We start from the raw sequence: 15,329 nt of genomic DNA, 5'->3' as shown, positions 1-15,329 counted from the left end.
GCCCTTCGGCGCGCCCGCTCCCCCGGCCGCGGTCCGCGGGCGGGGCGTCGTGGACGGAGCGCCGCGACCTGGGGGAACGTCCGGCCTGTCCGCTGTGGTGCAATTGTTCGGGGGTTCGCGGGCAGGTGGGGGCCGCGGACTCCGCAACAGCACACCGAGACGAGGGGGTTCCCCGATGACCAACCGCGCGTACGTGATCGCAGGGTCGGAGGCCACCGGCGGCGCCGGTATCCAGGCCGACCTCAAGGCCTTCCAGGAGCTGGGCGTCTACGGCATGGGGACGATCACCTGCATCGTGTCCTTCGACCCGGAGAACGGCTGGGGCCACCGCTTCGTCCCCGTGGCCCCCGAGGTGATCGCCGACCAGATCGAGGCGGCCACCTCCTGCCACGACCTGGACGTGGTCAAGATCGGGATGCTGGGCACCCCGGACACCATCGACGTGGTCGCCGAGGGGCTCCGGCGCCAGCCGTGGCGGCACGTGGTCCTGGACCCCGTGCTGATCTGCAAGGGCCAGGAGCCGGGCGCGGCCCTGGACACCGACAAGGCGCTCACCGCGCAGATCCTGCCGCTGGCCACCGTCATCACGCCCAACCTCTTCGAGGCGCGCACCCTCGCGGGGATGGAGGCGCTGGAGACGGTGGACGACCTGGTCGAGGCCGCCCACCGCATCCACGAGCTGGGGCCGCGGCACGTCATCGTCAAGGGCGGCGTGGAGCTGCCGGGCCCGGACGCGGTGGACGTGTACTTCGACGGCGAGGAGACGACCGTCCTGAGCGCCCCCAAGATCGGGAACGCCAGGGTGAGCGGCGCGGGCTGCACCTTCGCCGCCGCGATCACCGCCGAGCTGGCCAAGGGCGGCGACGTGGGACCGGCGACCGACGTGGCCAAGGAGATGGTGCGCCGGGGCATCAGCGGCCGGGTGGGCACGCACGCCCCGTTCGACTCGGTGGCCACGATCTCCCCAGGAGCCTAGGCGACACCCCCCCTTGTCCTCTTTGTCGGATTTTTTACCGTGAGCACGGTTCGCACCCCCGCCCGGCGGTCAGGTCTGCCCACAGGAGCGAGAACCGAGTGGGAGGCGCATATGTCCGCGGGCGACCAGGCCAGGAACAAGGCCGACGAGTTGAAGGGCAAGGCCAAGGAGAAGCTCGGCGAGGCCACGGACAACCAGCAGTGGCAGGCCGAGGGCAAGGCCGAGAAGAACACCTCGAAGTTCAAGCAGGCGGGCGAGAAGGCCAAGGACGCCCTGACCCGGGACGACAAGCCCGGCAGGTAGGGGTCCCGCGCGATCCCGGGCGGGGAGGCACCGGTGGGTGCCTCCCCGCCCGCGTGTGCGCGCCCGTCCGACCCCCTGGCGTGCGGACGGACGAGCCGTCACGCTTCCCCCGTCCGCGTGCCCGCCCGCCTCACCCCCGCGCTGGGCGCCCGCGCAGCGCGAGGACGACCGCGCCGATCACCGTGAGCAGGAGGGCGAGCCCGCCCCAGACCATGCTCTGGGTCACCAGCATCTCCCCGCTCCCGGCCCCCGGCGTCCTGCCCCCGTCGCGACCGGTGACGGTCACGGCGAGCAGGACGACGACGGCGGCCGCGACGCCCAGACGCGCACCCGCGCGGGCGAGCCCCCCGAGCCTGCGCCCTCGCGCGAGGTCGTCCCGGGTGAGGCGCTCGTCCGCGCGCAGCGGCGCCAGGAGCCGGGCCAGCAGCAGCAGGGCCACGGGGAGCTGGAGCGCCCACACCGCCGTGCGGAACCAGCCGTCGAACCACACGTTCGTTCCGTAGAGCAGGGTGTGCCACACGCTGAGCGCGTAGACGACGATGACGAAGCGGTGCAGGGCCCGCCACACGCGCGTCCCGGTCCAGGAGCGCACGTAGTAGGCGAGGCCGAGCGGGATCGCCAGGTAGAGGGCGATGAGGCCGATGAGGATGGCGACCTGCCCGGTTCCGGAGGAGTAGCCGCCGGGCACGAAGGTGTCCACGAACGCGGAGGACAGGCGCCCGCCCCAGCCCAGTCCGTCCTCGTTGTCCCGGACGAGTTCGAGGAAGAACGCGAGGGCGTGCGCGAACATGAGCCCGATGGTGGTCAGGCTCATGACGCGGTGCCAGCGTTCGATCCGGGCGTGGGAGACCGGTGCCCCGGGCAGGGGGGCGGTCGAGCGGAGCAGGCCGAGCATGACGGTGATCCAGGCCCAGAGCAGCCCGGACCAGCCGAAGGCCTGGCACAGCCAGTACAGCCAGTACTCGTCGGCGTCGGCGAGGAAGGGCATGACCACGAGGGTCTGCGAGGTGCCCGCCTCGACGCGGGAGTAGAGGAGGACGAAGAGGGCGAAGGTGACGGCGAGGGCCGCGGCGGTGTCGGGTACCAGACGGCGCAGGTCGGCGCGTAGGGATCTGCGGTCGAGGCGTGGGGCTCCCCGGGCGGGGGAGGCGGCGGGTCCGGTCGGCTCTGCCATGTGCGGAACCCCTTTCGTTGTGGGGGTTCCATCGCAGCAGGGCCCCGGAGCCGCGGCCACCCCTCCTCCGCGGATTCCCGACCCCGGACGCGGGGCTCCCCGGCGGCGGTCGCGGCGGTGGTGCCGCCCGGGACCGCCGCGCGCGGCGACCGCCGCCGGGGGCCTCAGCCCAGCGGGGCCAGGGCGATCCGGAGCCGGTGGCTCCCGGCCGTCAGGCGGTGGGCGGGAAGCACGCCGGGGCCGCACGAGGCCGAGCCGACGCCCTGGTGCGCCTGGTCCAGGTGCAGGTGGACCCGGTCGCCGGGGACCAGTTCGTGCGGGTGGTCGGCCGCGTCGAGCGCCGCCGTGTCCCAGCGGCGCGCGGTGAAGTCGAACACCGGGTCGCCCTCCACCCGCAGGCCCGTCCCGTCCGCCGCCCGCAGGACGAGCCACCTGGCGTTCGTGCGGTTGCCGTTCTCCTGGGGCCGCAGGTAGGGCGTCTGGAGGCCGTCGACCGTGCTGGAGAAGCGGCCGACCCGCGCGGCCTGGGACACGTCCCGGTAGGCCTCCCCGGGTCCGCGGCCGAACCACTCCGCCTCGCCCAGGGTCGCGGGCAGGCCGACGTGCACGCCGAAGCGCGGCAGCGGGCAGGGCCACTCCCCCTCCGCCTCGGCCTCCACGGTCAGGAGCAGGCGCTCCCCGTCGGCGGCCCACCGGTAGTCGGCGCGCATGCCGAACTCCTGCGCCGCCGGGGCCAGCCGCGTCCGGACCACGAACGCGCCGTCCTCCCAGCCGGTGGACAGCAGGCGCTCGGTGAGCCGGTGCAGCCCCGCCGCCCGCCAGGGGACGGCGACGGAGTCCCCGTGCCGGGCCACGTCGTTGTCGGTCGGGGCGCGCCACAGGTCCACGACCGGCGCGTCCACGGGCAGGCCGCCGACGGAGAGCAGCGCGCCGGTCCCCGCGTCCAGCAGACCCGGGCCGATCCGCACGACGCCGTCCTGCCCGGCGGACGGCGGAGGCGGGGCGGACCCGCTCCCCGCGGCGGACGGCGGAGGCGGGGCGGACCCGCTCCCCGCGGCGGACGGCGCGAGCACAGCGGCCCCCTCCGCCACCGCCCGCGCGCCCGGTTCCCCCGGCGCTGCCGCGCCCCGCTCCCCGGAAGCTCCCACCTCGGCCTGTCCCCAGGCCAGCTCGTGCCCGGCCGGGGCCCAGGGCTGGTCCCCGGCCAGCCGGACGGACACGGTCAGCCAGGTCTCCCCGGACGGCTCGGGCAACGCGGGCAGCGCCGCCTCGGCGCTCTCCCCCGCGGCGAGCACGGGCACGTCCAGGGTGCCCTCCCCCAGCAGGGTGCCCTCCCCCTCGACCCGCCAGACGAAGGCCAGGCCGGAGGTGTCCCGGAAGTCCCAGGTGTTGGTGACGCGGACGGTACCGGCGGCCGGGTCGGGGGCCACGCGGACCGGCTCGACGGTCTTGGCGTAGGCCTCCAGCCCGGGGCTGGGCGTGCGGTCGGGCAGCAGCAGGCCGTCCGCGACGAAGTTGCCGTCGTGCAGCGCCTCACCGAAGTCGCCGCCGTAGGCGAACCACTCGGTGCCGTCCGGCTCGCGGCGGCGGACCCCGTGGTCGATCCACTCCCAGACGAACCCGCCCTGGCAGCGCTCGTGCTCCTCGAAGAGCCGCTGGTACTCCTCCAGCCCGCCGGGGCCGGTGCCCATGGCGTGCCCGTACTCGCACAGGACGAACGGCAGTCCGCGCCGGTGCCCGTCGGCGGCCGGGTCGGCGGTCGGCGCCTCCTCCCGGCGGCCGACGGCGTCCACCTCATCGTGCGGCGCGTACATGCGCGAGTACACGTCCACGTAGGAACTGTCGCGGTCCCCCTCGTAGTGGACCGGCCGGGAGGGGTCGTGCGCGCGGGTCCACTCCGCCATGGCCCGCAGGTTCTCCCCGGTTCCGGCCTCGTTGCCCAGGGACCACAGGACGACGCTGGGGTGGTTGCGGTCGCGCGCGACGGTGCGGCGCATCCGGTCCAGGTAGGCCCCGCGCCAGCGCGGGTCGTCGGAGGGGTTGCCGCACCAGCCGACCTCCTCGAACCCGTGGGTCTCCAGGTCGCACTCGTCCACGACCCACAGGCCCAGCTCGTCGCACAGGTCGAGGAAGTCCGGGTGGGGCGGGTAGTGGCTGGTGCGCACGGCGTTGACGTTGTGCCGCTTCATCAGCAGCACGTCCTCGCGCATGGTCTCCCGGGGCACGGCGCGGCCGTGGTCGGGGTGCCACTCGTGGCGGTTCACGCCCCGCAGCAGCAGGGGGCGGCCGTTGACCCGCAGGAGACCGCCGGAGACCTCCACGGTCCGGAAACCCGTCCGCGTCCGGACCCGCTCCCCAGGTGTGCGCACCTCCAGGTCGTACAGGCGGGGTTCCTCCGCCGACCACGGCTCGACCGCGCCGACCCCGTGGTCCACACCGGCGGCTGCGTCCACCAGCCCCAGTTCGGGAACGCTGACCAGGGCGTCGGCGGCTCCGGCCACGTCCACGCGCAGGGTCCCCGTGCCCGTGGTGTGGTCGTAGGCGGCGCTCACCGCGAGGTCGCCGACCCCGTCGGCGGGCCGGGCGAGGAGGGTGACGTCACGGAAGATCCCCGACAGCCACCACATGTCCTGGTCCTCCAGGTAGCTGGCCGCCGACCACTGGTGGACGCGCACCGCCAGGGTGTTGCTCCCCGGGCGCAGCAGGTGGCCGACCTCGAACTCGGCGGCCAGGCGGCTCCCGGTGGAGAAGCCCAGCTCGGTGCCGTTCAGCCACACCCGGAAGCAGGAGTCCACCCCGTCGAAGCGCAGGACCGCCGACCCCTCGGGCCACTCCCCGGGCAGGTCGAAGACGCGCCGGTGGTCGCCGGTCGGGTTGTCGTCGGGCACGTACGGGGGGTCGATCGGGAAGGGGTAGGAGATGTTGGTGTAGGCGGGGGCGCCGTGGCCGTGCATCTGCCAGTGGGCGGGCACCGGCAGCTCGGACCAGCCGGAGTCGTCGTGGCCGGACTCCTCGAACCCGTCGGTGTCGGCCGGCGCGCGGTCGAGCAGCCGGAACCGCCACGTGCCGTTGAGGTCCAGGGACGGGGCGTCGGAGGAGAAGCGGGCGCGGGGCGCGAGGGCCCCCTCGGAGGGCGCGAAGGCCTCCAGGTAGGCGGGCTTGCGGATGGCGGGCACGTCAGGCCTCCCTCAGGTGCAGGAGCAGGGCTTGGGACGGGTTGAGGTTGGGCAGCCGCACGCCCGAGCGGGTGAGCACCGCCCCCGACACGGTGGCCCCGCCGTCGGCGAACCACTCCGGGAGCACGCGCTGCATGGTCGAGGGGGTGCCCGCCTCCGGTCGCCACGTCAGGCGGTAGACGCGGTCCTCGCGCAGGCCGGGCAGCCGGACCCGCCCCGGCAGGGCGCGGACGGAGGTGGCCAGCCGTGCGTAGCGGAACACCGCCTCGCTCCCGTCCGGGGCGACCACGCCGTCGAGCTGTTCGGCGGGGTCGGGCGCGTCGGCGTGCACGGCCTCTCCCGAGTGCAGCAGCGGGCGCAGTTCCTTGTACAGCGCGATCCAGGAGGCCAGCGCGGTCAGCTCGTCTTCGGTGCAGCGGGTGACGTCCCACTCGATCCCGGCGTGGGACAGCAGGCTGGTCAGGCAGCGGAAGGACAGGTCGGCGTCGCGGCCGGTGGTGTGCGCGGTGCGCCCGCCGACGTGGCTGCCGACCAGTTCGGGCGGCAGCAGCAGGGAGGTCCACCGCTGGACGGCCAGCCGCTCCAGGGGGTCGTTGGTGTCGGAGGCCCACACGCGGTCGGTGCGCTCCAGGATCCCCAGGTCCACTCGGCCCCCGCCGGAGGAGCACGACTCGATCTCCAGGCCGGGGTGCCCGGCGCGCAGCCGGTCCAGCAGCGCGTAGACGGCCAGGGTCTGGCGGTGCGTACCGGCGGCGCCGGTGGGGGCGTGCACGGGTTCGAGCAGGTCGCGGTTGTGGTCCCACTTGAGGTAGTCGGGACGGTACTCGGTGACCAGCGCGTCCAGGTGCTCGAACACGTACCGGAAGGCCTCGGGGCGGGACAGGTCCAGGAGCTGCTGGTGGCGGCTGGGCGGGGCCGGGCGCCCCTCGGCGGTCAGGAACCAGTCGGGGTGGGCGCGGGCCAGGTCGGAGTCGGGGTTGACCATCTCCGGCTCCACCCACAGCCCGACCTGCATGCCCAGGGAGCGCACGTGGTCGAAGAGCGGGTGCAGGCCCTCGGGCCACACCCCGGTGTCCACGGTCCAGTCCCCGAGTCCGGCGGTGTCGTCGCGGCGGCCCCGGAACCAGCCGTCGTCCAGCACGAACCGCTCCACGCCGATCCGCGCGGCGGTGTCGGCGAGCCGCGTGAGAGTGGTCAGGTCGTGGTCGAAGTAGACGGCCTCCCAGGTGTTGAGCACCACCGGACGCGGGGTGCGGGGGTGGCCCGGCCGGGCGCGCAGCCAGCGGTGGATCCGCGCGGACATCCCGTCCAGGCCCCGGTCGGACCAGGAGAGGAACACCCACGGGGTGGAGTAGGAGTCGCCCCGGTCCAGGCGCACCTCGCCGGGGTGGAGCAGTTCGCCGCCCGCGAGCACGGCGTCGGCCTGCCCGGCGCCCTCGGGCAGGCGTTCGGCCAGGTGGACGTGGTCGCCGCTCCAGGCGGTGTGCACGCCCCACACCTCGCCGTGGCGGAACCCGAACCCGGGGGTCCCGGCGGCCAGGACCAGCGCGGCGTCGTGCCCGGTCCGGCCCCGGCGCGAGGCGCGCAGGCGGGTGCCCGTGGTGAGTTCCTGGCGCTGGGGGGAGCGCTCGCGGCACCAGCGGCCGGTCAGGTCCAGGACCTCGCCCGCCTCGCGGGGCAGGGGCAGGGTGACCCGCAGGGCGTCCAGGGTCCACGGCGCCGCGTCGGTGTTGGTGACCGTGTTGCGGGCGCGGACCAGTCCGGAGGCCTCCATGCGCAGCTCGCAGCGCAGCGCGACCCCCGCGGCCTCGGCCAGGACCGTGAGGGCGCCGCCCGCACCGGGGGCGGCGTCCTCCAGCGGGTCCACCAGGACCTCGCGCACGGTCCAGTCGGGGAAGGTCGCCCGGCCCTCGTGGTGCCCGGAGATCCCGGGGTGGCCGCGCCAGCCCTCCCCCTGGACGGGCACCAGGGACAGCCGCTGGGGCTCGTCGACGTCGTTGTGCGCGGCGGAGGGCGCCGCGGCCGCGGCCAGCCCCTCGGAGTCGGGCAGGTCGGCGCCCCAGTGCAGGACGTGCGGGAGTCCGGTCTCGGGCACGGCGAGGACCAGGGCGGTCCCCGCCGCGCGCAGGCTGACGGTGTGGTGGGTCATCCCTTGCTCGCTCTCAGGGTGAGTCCGGCGACGAAGTGGCGTTGCAGCGCGAAGAACACGACGAGCGTGGGCAGGGCGACGATGATCGACCCGGCCGAGAGCAGGTTGTAGTCGACGAAGAAGGCGCTCTGGAGGTTCTGGAGGGCGGTCGTGATGGGCAGCTTGTCCCCGCTGGACAGCAGCGCCGGCGCCCAGAAGAAGTCGTTTTGGAGTGCTCTTCGGCTCGGAGGCCAGAAGATTCCCGTCTACCTCGCGGTGGCGGGCTTGACGCGTCGGGCGCGTCTGTCGACTGCCCTCCCGGCAGCCGGGACAGGCGCAAGGCCCATCCGATGCAAATGCAAGACGTTGCGTGCGGCGTTGTGGTCGGCGTTGCCTTCCCACCCGCACATGGCGTTCTTGCACACGAACACCGCTTGGGACTCCCGGTTCCTCGGAGTCGTGACGCCGCACATCGAACAGCGCTGAGAGGTGTGGCGAGCGGGCACCTTGTACAGGGCACCGCCACGCTGGGCCAGCTTGTAGGTCAGCAGGGTCACAGTGCGGCCCCACGCCTCCTGGCTGATGGAGCGGTTCAGCCCGGTCTTGGCTCGCACGTTGTTCCCCGGCCGTTCGACGGTACCCCGGGCGGAGCGGGTCATGTTCGCGATGTTGAGGTCTTCCACCACCACGGTGCCGTAGAGGGTGGCGATGGCGATGGTGGTCTTGTGCTGCCAGTCCAGGTGCCTGCGCTTGGCTCTCGCACGAAGCGCCCGGATCCGGTCATAGGTCCCCGACAGCCGTCGGGAGGTCTTCTCCCCGCGTTTGCGGAGGCTTTTGCGGTGTGCCGCGCAGTGCTCAAGTCGGCGAAGTTCCGACTTCTCCTCGTTGGTCAGCCACTTGTCGCGGTCGGCTTCCCCGTCTTCGGTCCTGGGCGGACGACCGTGGTCATGGTGGTTACCATCAGACAGGGCAAGAGGCACGGTCACGCCCACGTCGATACCGACCTCACCGCCGGGGTGGGGCTGGGGGTCCTCCCCCAGAGCGCGGACACGGAAGGCGATATGCCAGCCCAGGGCGTCTTTGACCAGCCGTGCTCCGGTGATGCGGTTGTCGGCATCGGCGTGCTTGCCCACGGGCAGGCCCTTGGTCCAACGGAACCGGATCCGGCCGACCTTGGGAACGTTGACCATGCCCCAGCGGCGGTGCACGCGGACGGTGTTCAGATGTTGGCCCTGGGGAATGTCCACTGTCATCGGCGACCGGAAACGTGCTTTGAAGATCGGCGCGTCGGCTCGACCCTCCCAGCAGTTCCTCCACGCCTGAACGTAGGTCTTCAGTACTGCCTGTGCGGCCTGAGCGGGCAGCAGCGCCAGCCAATCGAGGTCCTTGCGAGCCTGTCGAATGACCGCGTCGGCGTCCTTGGGGAACACATACCGATTCTCACCCACCATGGTCCACCAGTCGTGCAATAAGTTCCACAGAGCACGGGCGGCATGGGCCTGAGCATCGAGCTTCCACGCCTGCTCGGGTGACAGGGCTAGGCGGGCTGTGTGGCCACGGTGGACCTCGACCACGCCTTCACCCCCTTGCCATGGCTTGGATCGAACATCCATACGAGCGCGGTGTCGATGTGAACGTAGCACCACACAACGTCACCACGTGGCCGAATGAGAAAAGAAGAGGGTGAAGGACAGGATGACCGTGGCCATCGCGGGCAGCCAGACCAGGCCCACCACGAGCAGGGCGGGCACGCCCAGCATCAGGCCGAGGGCGATCCGGTCCCCTTGGCTGTGGCGCATGCTCCCGCGTGCGCGCGGGGACCGGCCGGGCGGGGCCTGTGCGGACCCCGGGGTCGGGTTTCGAGGCGGTGAGGGGGCGTTCGACACCACACCTGCTCTCCCTTCTGGGTGCAGCCGCCGAAGATGGAGACCTTCTGGCGCTGGATGCTGGCGGTCAGGTCGGCGATGTCGTCCGGCTGTTCGAGGAAGCGCTGGAGCGCGGGGATCATGACGACGGACGCGAAGTCGGGGCGGGTGTCCCGGTCCATGTACTGGGTGAGCGCTCCCGCGTTGGCGACCATGTCGTTGACCTTGGCGTCGAGGGCGCTGAACCCGCTGGTGTCGGCGTCCAGGTGGGTGGGGAGCGCCTGCGGGTCGATGGCGGTGTAGATCTCCTGGGCCCGGAGGGTGCCCAGGTGCCCCACGAGTTCGCGGGCCCCGTCGGGGTCGCGCGGGTCGCCGGAGAGCATGAACCCGTCGATGGGCGCCTCCACGGCGTCGGCGCCGATCGCGGGGTCGAACTCGGGGAAGGCGAAGCAGTCCAGGTCGTCCAGGTCCTCCCCCTCGGGGAAGACGTGGGTGATGAACATGCCGCAGAGCATCATCCCGGCCTCGCGCCGGACCAGGGCGGTCTGCGCCTCGTTGATCCCCCGGCCCAGGGGGTCGGGCTGGTGGTGGGGCAGCAGCTCGGCCCAGGTGCCGAAGACGCTCCTGACCTCGGCGGAGTCCCAGGAGTGGTCGCCGTTGAGCAGCTCCAGGTGGAACTCGGGGCCGTTCAGCCGCAGGTTGAGGTGGTCGAACATGCCCATCGCGGGCCAGCCCTCGCGGATGCCCGAGGCGAGTGGTTCGAGCCCGTCCGCGCGCATGCGCGCGCATAGCTCCTCGAACTCCGCGCGGGTGGCGGGGACCTCGTAGCCGTGCTCCTCGAACACGCTCCTGCGGTGGAAGACCGCCCAGGGCGCGGTGGAGTCGGGGACGATGTACTGCCTGCCGTCGTCGGCCGTGCACAGCCTGCGCACCTGGTCGGTGAAGACGTCCCCGAAGTGGCGGTCCCAGACCTCGGAGACGTCGCTGATGAGGCCGCGTTCGGCGAAGAAGCGCGTCCGGTAGCCCGCGAACCAGCCGATGACGTCGTCCGGGGTGCCCTGGAGGTAGTTGTTGATGCTCTCCTGGAAGGCGGTGGACTGGAAGGTGTTGACCTCCACGGTCAGCCCGGAGTCCGCCTCGAAGAGCCCGACGCTCTCCGCGACGGCCTCGCGCTGGGCGGGGTTGGCGCGGTTGGAGGCGAGGGTGACCAGGTTCGGGTCGCCGCGCCGGCCCGCGCCGCAGCCGGTCAGGGCGGGCAGGGCCAGCAGCGTTCCGGCTCCGGCCAGGCCGCGCAGCAGGGTGCGGCGCCTCGGGCCCGGCGGGTCCGGTGTTCCCGGCGGCGCCTGCGGCCCTGGCGGGCCGGGCGTTCCCGGTGGTCCGTGGTGCATGGGGGCCTCCTTCGAACGGGGGGGCGAACTGATGTGAAGGCGGTCACACGAACGTTTTAATATGTTCGACACGCACCCCCTGCCCTGTCAACAGGTCCCAACGTTTTCCAACAGTTTTCCGGCGGCAGGACGGGTACCATTGACACCGGAGGGGAACCTGGAACACTGGATCAAACAGATTCCTACATTTTCGATCATCCCTGGGGGGCGGATGCTGGCCGCGCAACGGCAGGAGCTGATCCTCGAACAGGTGCGGCGCAGCGGGGCGGTGCGGGTGGCCGACCTGGTCGAGAGCCTCTCCGTGTCGGACATGACCGTGCGCCGCGACCTCGACGCCCTGGAGAGCCGGGGCGAGGTGCGCAAGGTGCACGGCGGTGCCGTCGCGCCCGAGGGCGCGCGCACCGAGGAGCCCGGCTTCGAGGCCAAGTCCACCCGCCAGGAGGACGAGAAGCACGCCATCGCGCGGGCCGTGGCCGAGCTGGTCGAGCCGCACAGCGCCGTGGGCCTGTCCGCGGGCACCACGACCGCCACCGTCGCCGAGTACCTCGCCGACACGCCGGGGCTGACGGTCGTCACCAACTCGCTGCGGGTGGCCGAGGTGTTCCACCGGGCCGCGCGGCCCGACCAGACAGTGGCGCTCACCGGCGGCTTCCGCACGCCCTCCGACGCGCTCGTGGGCCCGCTCGCACTCGCCTCCGTGCGCGGCCTCAACCTGGACGTCCTCGTCCTGGGCGTGCACGGCATGCAGGAGCGCGCCGGGTTCACCACGCCCAACCTCATGGAGTCCGAGACCAACCGCGCCCTGGTGGAGGCCGCCGCCTCCCTCGTGGTCGCCGCCGACCACAGCAAGTGGGGCACGGTCGGGATCAGCACCATCGCGCCGCTGGACCGCTGCGACGTGCTGGTCACCGACTCCGGAACCGACCCGGCCGTCCGGGCCGCGCTGACCGAGCACGTGGGCCGCCTGGTGGTCGCCGACGTGCGACCGAGGAAGAGGGAGGACGGATGAGGAGGACCTCGGCCAGGCTGGCCGACGGCCGCGAGATCGTCTACTTCGACGAGGGCGACACCGCCCGTGAACCCGCGCCCGACCTGCGCGAGCTGCCCCCGTCCGCGACGGGCGCGGAGATGCGCTTCGATCCGCTGCTGCGCGAGTGGGTGGTGGTGGCCTCCCACCGGCAGGGCCGCACCCACCTGCCGTCCAGCCGCGACTGCCCGCTGTGCCCCTCGGCGGAGGGGCGCCTGACCGAGGTCCCGGCCGCCTCCTACGACGTGGTCGCCTTCGAGAACCGCTTCCCCTCGCTGGTGCGCGACGACGGCCGCGTCCTGGAGGGGGTCGGGGAGCTGGAGCCGTCCCGGCGCGTGGCCGCGGGCCGCTGCGAGGTCCTCGTCTTCGACTCCGACCACGACGCGTCCTTCGCCGACCTGGGCCCCGAGCGGGCCCGCACGGTCATGGCCGCCTGGATCGACCGGACCGAGGCGCTGTCGGCGCTGTCGGGCGTGGAGCAGGTGTACTGCTTCGAGAACCGGGGGCCCGAGATCGGGGTGACACTGCACCACCCGCACGGGCAGATCTACGCGTTCCCCTTCGTCACCCCGCGCACCCGGCGGATGCTCGACTCCGCCGAGGAGTACCGCGGGCGCACCGGCGGTTCGCTGTTCGCCGACGTGCTGCGCGCCGAGCAGGAGGCCGGTGTCCGGGTGGTGGCCAGGACCGAGCACTGGACGGCCTTCGTCCCGGCCGCGGCCCGCTGGCCCGTGGAGGTGCACCTGTACCCGCACCGGCAGGTGCCCGACCTGCCCGCGCTGTCGGAGGAGGAGCGCGAGGACTTCGGCCTCCTCTACCTGGACGTTCTGCGCCGCTTCGACGCGCTCCACGACGCGCCCCTGCCCTACATCTCCGCCTGGCACCAGGCGCCCGTGCGCGACCGGCGCGACCTGGCCCACCTGCACCTGGAGCTGTTCTCGGTGCGGCGCGCGCCGGGCAAGCTCAAGTACCTGGCCGGAACCGAGTCCGGCATGGGCGCGTTCATCAGCGACGTCGCGCCCGAGACCGTCGCCGAGCGGCTGCGGGAGGTCGCGCCGTGAAACTGCTCGTCACCGGGGGCGCCGGGTACGTCGGAAGCGTGGTGACCGCCCTGCTGCTGCGGGCGGGTCACGCGGTGACCGTCCTGGACGACCTGTCCACCGGGCACGCGGACGCCGTACCCGAGGGGGCCCGGCTGGTGGTGGCCGACGTGCGCGAGGCCGCCGACGTGCTGGACCCGTCCGTGGACGCCGTACTGCACTTCGCCGCCAAGTCCCTGGTGGGCGAGTCGGTGGCGGACCCGGGCAAGTACTGGCACACCAACGTGTCGGGAACGCTGGCGCTGCTGGAGGCCGTGCGGCGCCACGGCGCGGGGCGCGTGGTCTTCTCCTCCAGCGCCGCCGTCTACGGCGACCCCGCGGGCGACGCGCCGATCCGCGAGACCGACCCGGCGGCGCCCACCAGCCCCTACGGCGCGAGCAAGCTCGCCGTCGACCACATGCTGGAGTCGTGGGCCGCGGCGCACGGTGTCGGCGCGGTGAGCCTGCGCTACTTCAACGTGGCCGGGGCGCACCTGGGCTTCGGGGAGCGGCACGAGACCGAGACGCACCTGGTGCCGAACCTGCTGCGGGTGGCCGCCGAGGGGGACGGGCACGCCAGCGTGTTCGGCACCGACTACCCGACCCGGGACGGGACGGCGGTGCGCGACTACCTCCACGTCGCCGACCTGGCCGACGCGCACCTGCGCGCCCTGGAGAGCGTGCGCCCGGGCGTCTTCCGCGTGCACAACCTGGGCACCGGCGGCGGGCACAGCGTGCGCGAGGTGATCGAGGCGGTCCGGCGGGTGACCGGCCGCCCGGTGCCCGTGGTGGACGGCCCGCGCCGGGCGGGCGACCCGGCCGTCCTGGTCGCGGCCAACGACCGGGCCCGCCGGGAGCTGGGCTGGACGCCGGGGCGCACGCTGGACGAGACCGTCGCCGACGCCTGGGAGTTCGTCCTGGCGCGGCGCGGCACGGCCTGACCCCCATCGCACAGCAGGAAGGCAGGACCTCGTGGACGACGTGACGACCGCGTTCCATTCGGCGTTCGGGTACGGGCCCGAGGGCGTGTGGACCGCGCCGGGGCGGATCAACCTCATCGGCGAGCACACCGACTACAACGACGGGTTCGTGCTGCCCTTCGCCCTGCCCCACGCGCTGACGGCCTCGGCCGCGCGGCGGACGGACGGGCGGGTGCGGCTGGTCTCCCGGCAGTCGCCGCAGGAGTACGCGGCCCCGGTGGAGGACCTGGTCCCCGGCGCGGTGGAGGGGTGGGCCGCCTACCCCGCCGGTGCGCTGTGGGTCCTGCGGGACGAGGGCCGCGCGGTGGGCGGGCTGGACCTGCTGGTGGACAGCACGGTCCCGAGCGGGGCGGGCCTGTCCTCGTCGGCCGCGCTGTCGTGCGCGGCCGTCATGGCCGCGGCCTCCCTGTACGGGGCCGACCTCGCGCCGGGCGAGGTGGCCCGGCTGGCCCAGCGGGTGGAGAACGACTTCGTGGGCATGCCCTGCGGCATCCTGGACCAGTCCGCGTCCATGCTCTCCACCGAGGGGCACGCCCTGTTCATGGACACGCGCACCCTGGAGACCGAGCAGGTGCCCTTCGACCCCTCCGCGGACGGGCTGACCGTGCTGGTGGTGGACACCCGCGCCCCGCACCGGCACGTGGACGGCGCCTACGCCGAGCGCCGCCGCTCGTGCGAGGAGGCCGCGCGCGTCCTGGGGGTGGCGGCCCTGCGCGACGTCACCGACCTGTCGGGCGCCCTGGCCGCGCTGCCCGACGACGTGTCCCGCCGCCGGGTGCGCCACGTGGTGACCGAGAACGAGCGGGTGCTGCGGGCAGTGGACCTGCTCCGGTCCGGTCGAGTCCGGGAGGTGGGGCCTCTGCTCACCGCCTCCCACGCCTCGCTGCGCGACGACTACGAGGTGAGCGTGCCCGAGGTGGACACCGCGGTGGACGCGCTGCTGGCCGCGGGCGCGCTGGGTGCCAGGATCACCGGCGGCGGCTTCGGCGGGTGTGTGGTCGCCCTGGTGGAGACCGAGCGCGTGGAGGCCTGCGGGAAGGCGGTGCTGGAGGCCTACCGGGAACGGGGCTTCGAGGAGCCGAACGCGTTCGGTGCCCTGCCGTCCGCGGGGGCGCGCCGCCTGCACCCCTGAGGCGCCGGTCGGGGAGCCGCGGACGGTCGGCCCCGCCCGGGATTGTGGGAGCGCTTCCATGGACAATGGTGAGACGGTGGACACAAGGGACGAGGGAGCAC

11 protein-coding genes and 2 pseudogenes are annotated in these 15,329 nt (G+C 73.5%); 6 read left to right on the top strand and 7 right to left on the bottom strand.

Translation table 11 applies throughout. From position 1 onward, the window contains the following. Window positions 1-175: 175 nt before the first annotated feature. Both thiD and PV789_RS02460 read left to right on the top strand, forming a co-directional pair. A complete protein-coding gene (gene thiD / locus PV789_RS02465) occupies window positions 176-976 on the top strand; it encodes a bifunctional hydroxymethylpyrimidine kinase/phosphomethylpyrimidine kinase (RefSeq protein WP_274975978.1) in 801 nt (266 codons plus the stop codon). A gap of 111 nt (window positions 977-1,087) precedes the next feature. Next, window positions 1,088-1,279: a CsbD family protein gene (locus PV789_RS02460; RefSeq protein ID WP_013155903.1), complete on the top strand. Its 192-nt coding sequence runs from the start codon at window positions 1,088-1,090 to the stop codon at window positions 1,277-1,279. Between the two features lie 130 nt (window positions 1,280-1,409). Here the strand turns inward: PV789_RS02460 and PV789_RS02455 are convergent, their stop codons facing one another. The 7 genes and pseudogenes from PV789_RS02455 to PV789_RS02425 all read right to left on the bottom strand — a co-directional run bounded on the left by PV789_RS02455 (window position 1,410) and on the right by PV789_RS02425 (window position 11,010). Beyond that, window positions 1,410-2,453, bottom strand: a complete 1,044-nt coding sequence (locus PV789_RS02455; RefSeq protein WP_274975977.1) for a ferric reductase-like transmembrane domain-containing protein — start codon at window positions 2,451-2,453, stop codon at window positions 1,410-1,412. Window positions 2,454-2,617: 164 nt separating this feature from the next. After that, on the bottom strand, window positions 2,618-5,629 hold the full coding sequence (locus PV789_RS02450) for a glycoside hydrolase family 2 TIM barrel-domain containing protein (RefSeq protein WP_274975976.1): 3,012 nt from the start codon (window positions 5,627-5,629) through the stop codon (window positions 2,618-2,620). Between the two features lies 1 nt (window position 5,630). After that, a complete protein-coding gene (locus PV789_RS02445) occupies window positions 5,631-7,778 on the bottom strand; it encodes an alpha-galactosidase (protein WP_274975975.1) in 2,148 nt (715 codons plus the stop codon). Beyond that, window positions 7,775-7,990 (bottom strand): annotated as a pseudogene (locus PV789_RS02440) (carbohydrate ABC transporter permease); the annotation flags it as partial. The pseudogene PV789_RS02440 and the gene PV789_RS02445, both read right to left, overlap by 4 nt. Before the next feature lie 33 nt (window positions 7,991-8,023). Then, window positions 8,024-9,331 carry an RNA-guided endonuclease InsQ/TnpB family protein gene (locus PV789_RS02435; RefSeq protein ID WP_274975974.1) on the bottom strand — a complete coding sequence of 436 codons (1,308 nt, stop codon included), beginning with the start codon at window positions 9,329-9,331 and terminating at the stop codon, window positions 8,024-8,026. A 108-nt stretch (window positions 9,332-9,439) separates the two neighbouring features. Then, window positions 9,440-9,556: pseudogene (locus PV789_RS02430) on the bottom strand (sugar ABC transporter permease); the annotation flags it as partial. Next, the gene (locus PV789_RS02425; protein WP_274975972.1) at window positions 9,517-11,010 is read right to left on the bottom strand and encodes an ABC transporter substrate-binding protein; all 1,494 of its coding nucleotides are present in this window, start codon (window positions 11,008-11,010) and stop codon (window positions 9,517-9,519) included. The gene PV789_RS02425 and the pseudogene PV789_RS02430, both read right to left, overlap by 40 nt. 211 nt (window positions 11,011-11,221) lie before the next feature. Between PV789_RS02425 and PV789_RS02420 the strand changes: the two genes are divergently transcribed. Genes PV789_RS02420 through galK form a run of 4 tightly spaced genes read left to right on the top strand, consistent with a single transcriptional unit; the run spans window position 11,222 to window position 15,228 of the window. Next, window positions 11,222-12,019 carry a DeoR/GlpR family DNA-binding transcription regulator gene (locus PV789_RS02420; RefSeq protein ID WP_212641754.1) on the top strand — a complete coding sequence of 266 codons (798 nt, stop codon included), beginning with the start codon at window positions 11,222-11,224 and terminating at the stop codon, window positions 12,017-12,019. Next, window positions 12,016-13,098: a galactose-1-phosphate uridylyltransferase gene (gene galT, locus PV789_RS02415; protein ID WP_274975971.1), complete on the top strand. Its 1,083-nt coding sequence runs from the start codon at window positions 12,016-12,018 to the stop codon at window positions 13,096-13,098. The genes PV789_RS02420 and galT overlap by 4 nt, the downstream gene beginning before the upstream one ends. Beyond that, window positions 13,095-14,057, top strand: coding sequence for a UDP-glucose 4-epimerase GalE (gene galE / locus PV789_RS02410; RefSeq protein WP_274975970.1), 963 nt, complete (start codon window positions 13,095-13,097; stop codon window positions 14,055-14,057). Before galT ends, galE begins: the two co-directional genes overlap by 4 nt. Window positions 14,058-14,088: 31 nt before the next feature. Continuing rightward, the gene (gene galK / locus PV789_RS02405; protein ID WP_274975969.1) at window positions 14,089-15,228 is read left to right on the top strand and encodes a galactokinase; all 1,140 of its coding nucleotides are present in this window, start codon (window positions 14,089-14,091) and stop codon (window positions 15,226-15,228) included. Window positions 15,229-15,329: the final 101 nt, after the last annotated feature.

The organism is Nocardiopsis camelliae (assembly GCF_028993595.1).
Classification (GTDB): domain Bacteria; phylum Actinomycetota; class Actinomycetes; order Streptosporangiales; family Streptosporangiaceae; genus Nocardiopsis; species Nocardiopsis dassonvillei.
This window is presented reverse-complemented; position numbering and strand designations above follow the sequence as displayed.

Excerpts from the sequence above, each read along its gene's own strand:
- PV789_RS02420 (WP_212641754.1), top strand. The coding sequence starts at position 11,222 with ATGCTGGCCGCGCAACGGCAGGAGCTGATCCTCGAACAGGTGCGGCGC.
- PV789_RS02460 (WP_013155903.1), top strand. The coding sequence starts at position 1,088 with ATGTCCGCGGGCGACCAGGCCAGGAACAAGGCCGACGAGTTGAAGGGC.
- PV789_RS02455 (WP_274975977.1), bottom strand. The coding sequence starts at position 2,453 with ATGGCAGAGCCGACCGGACCCGCCGCCTCCCCCGCCCGGGGAGCCCCA.
- PV789_RS02445 (WP_274975975.1), bottom strand. The coding sequence starts at position 7,778 with ATGACCCACCACACCGTCAGCCTGCGCGCGGCGGGGACCGCCCTGGTC.
- thiD (WP_274975978.1), top strand. The coding sequence starts at position 176 with ATGACCAACCGCGCGTACGTGATCGCAGGGTCGGAGGCCACCGGCGGC.
- galT (WP_274975971.1), top strand. The coding sequence starts at position 12,016 with ATGAGGAGGACCTCGGCCAGGCTGGCCGACGGCCGCGAGATCGTCTAC.
- PV789_RS02425 (WP_274975972.1), bottom strand. The coding sequence starts at position 11,010 with ATGCACCACGGACCACCGGGAACGCCCGGCCCGCCAGGGCCGCAGGCG.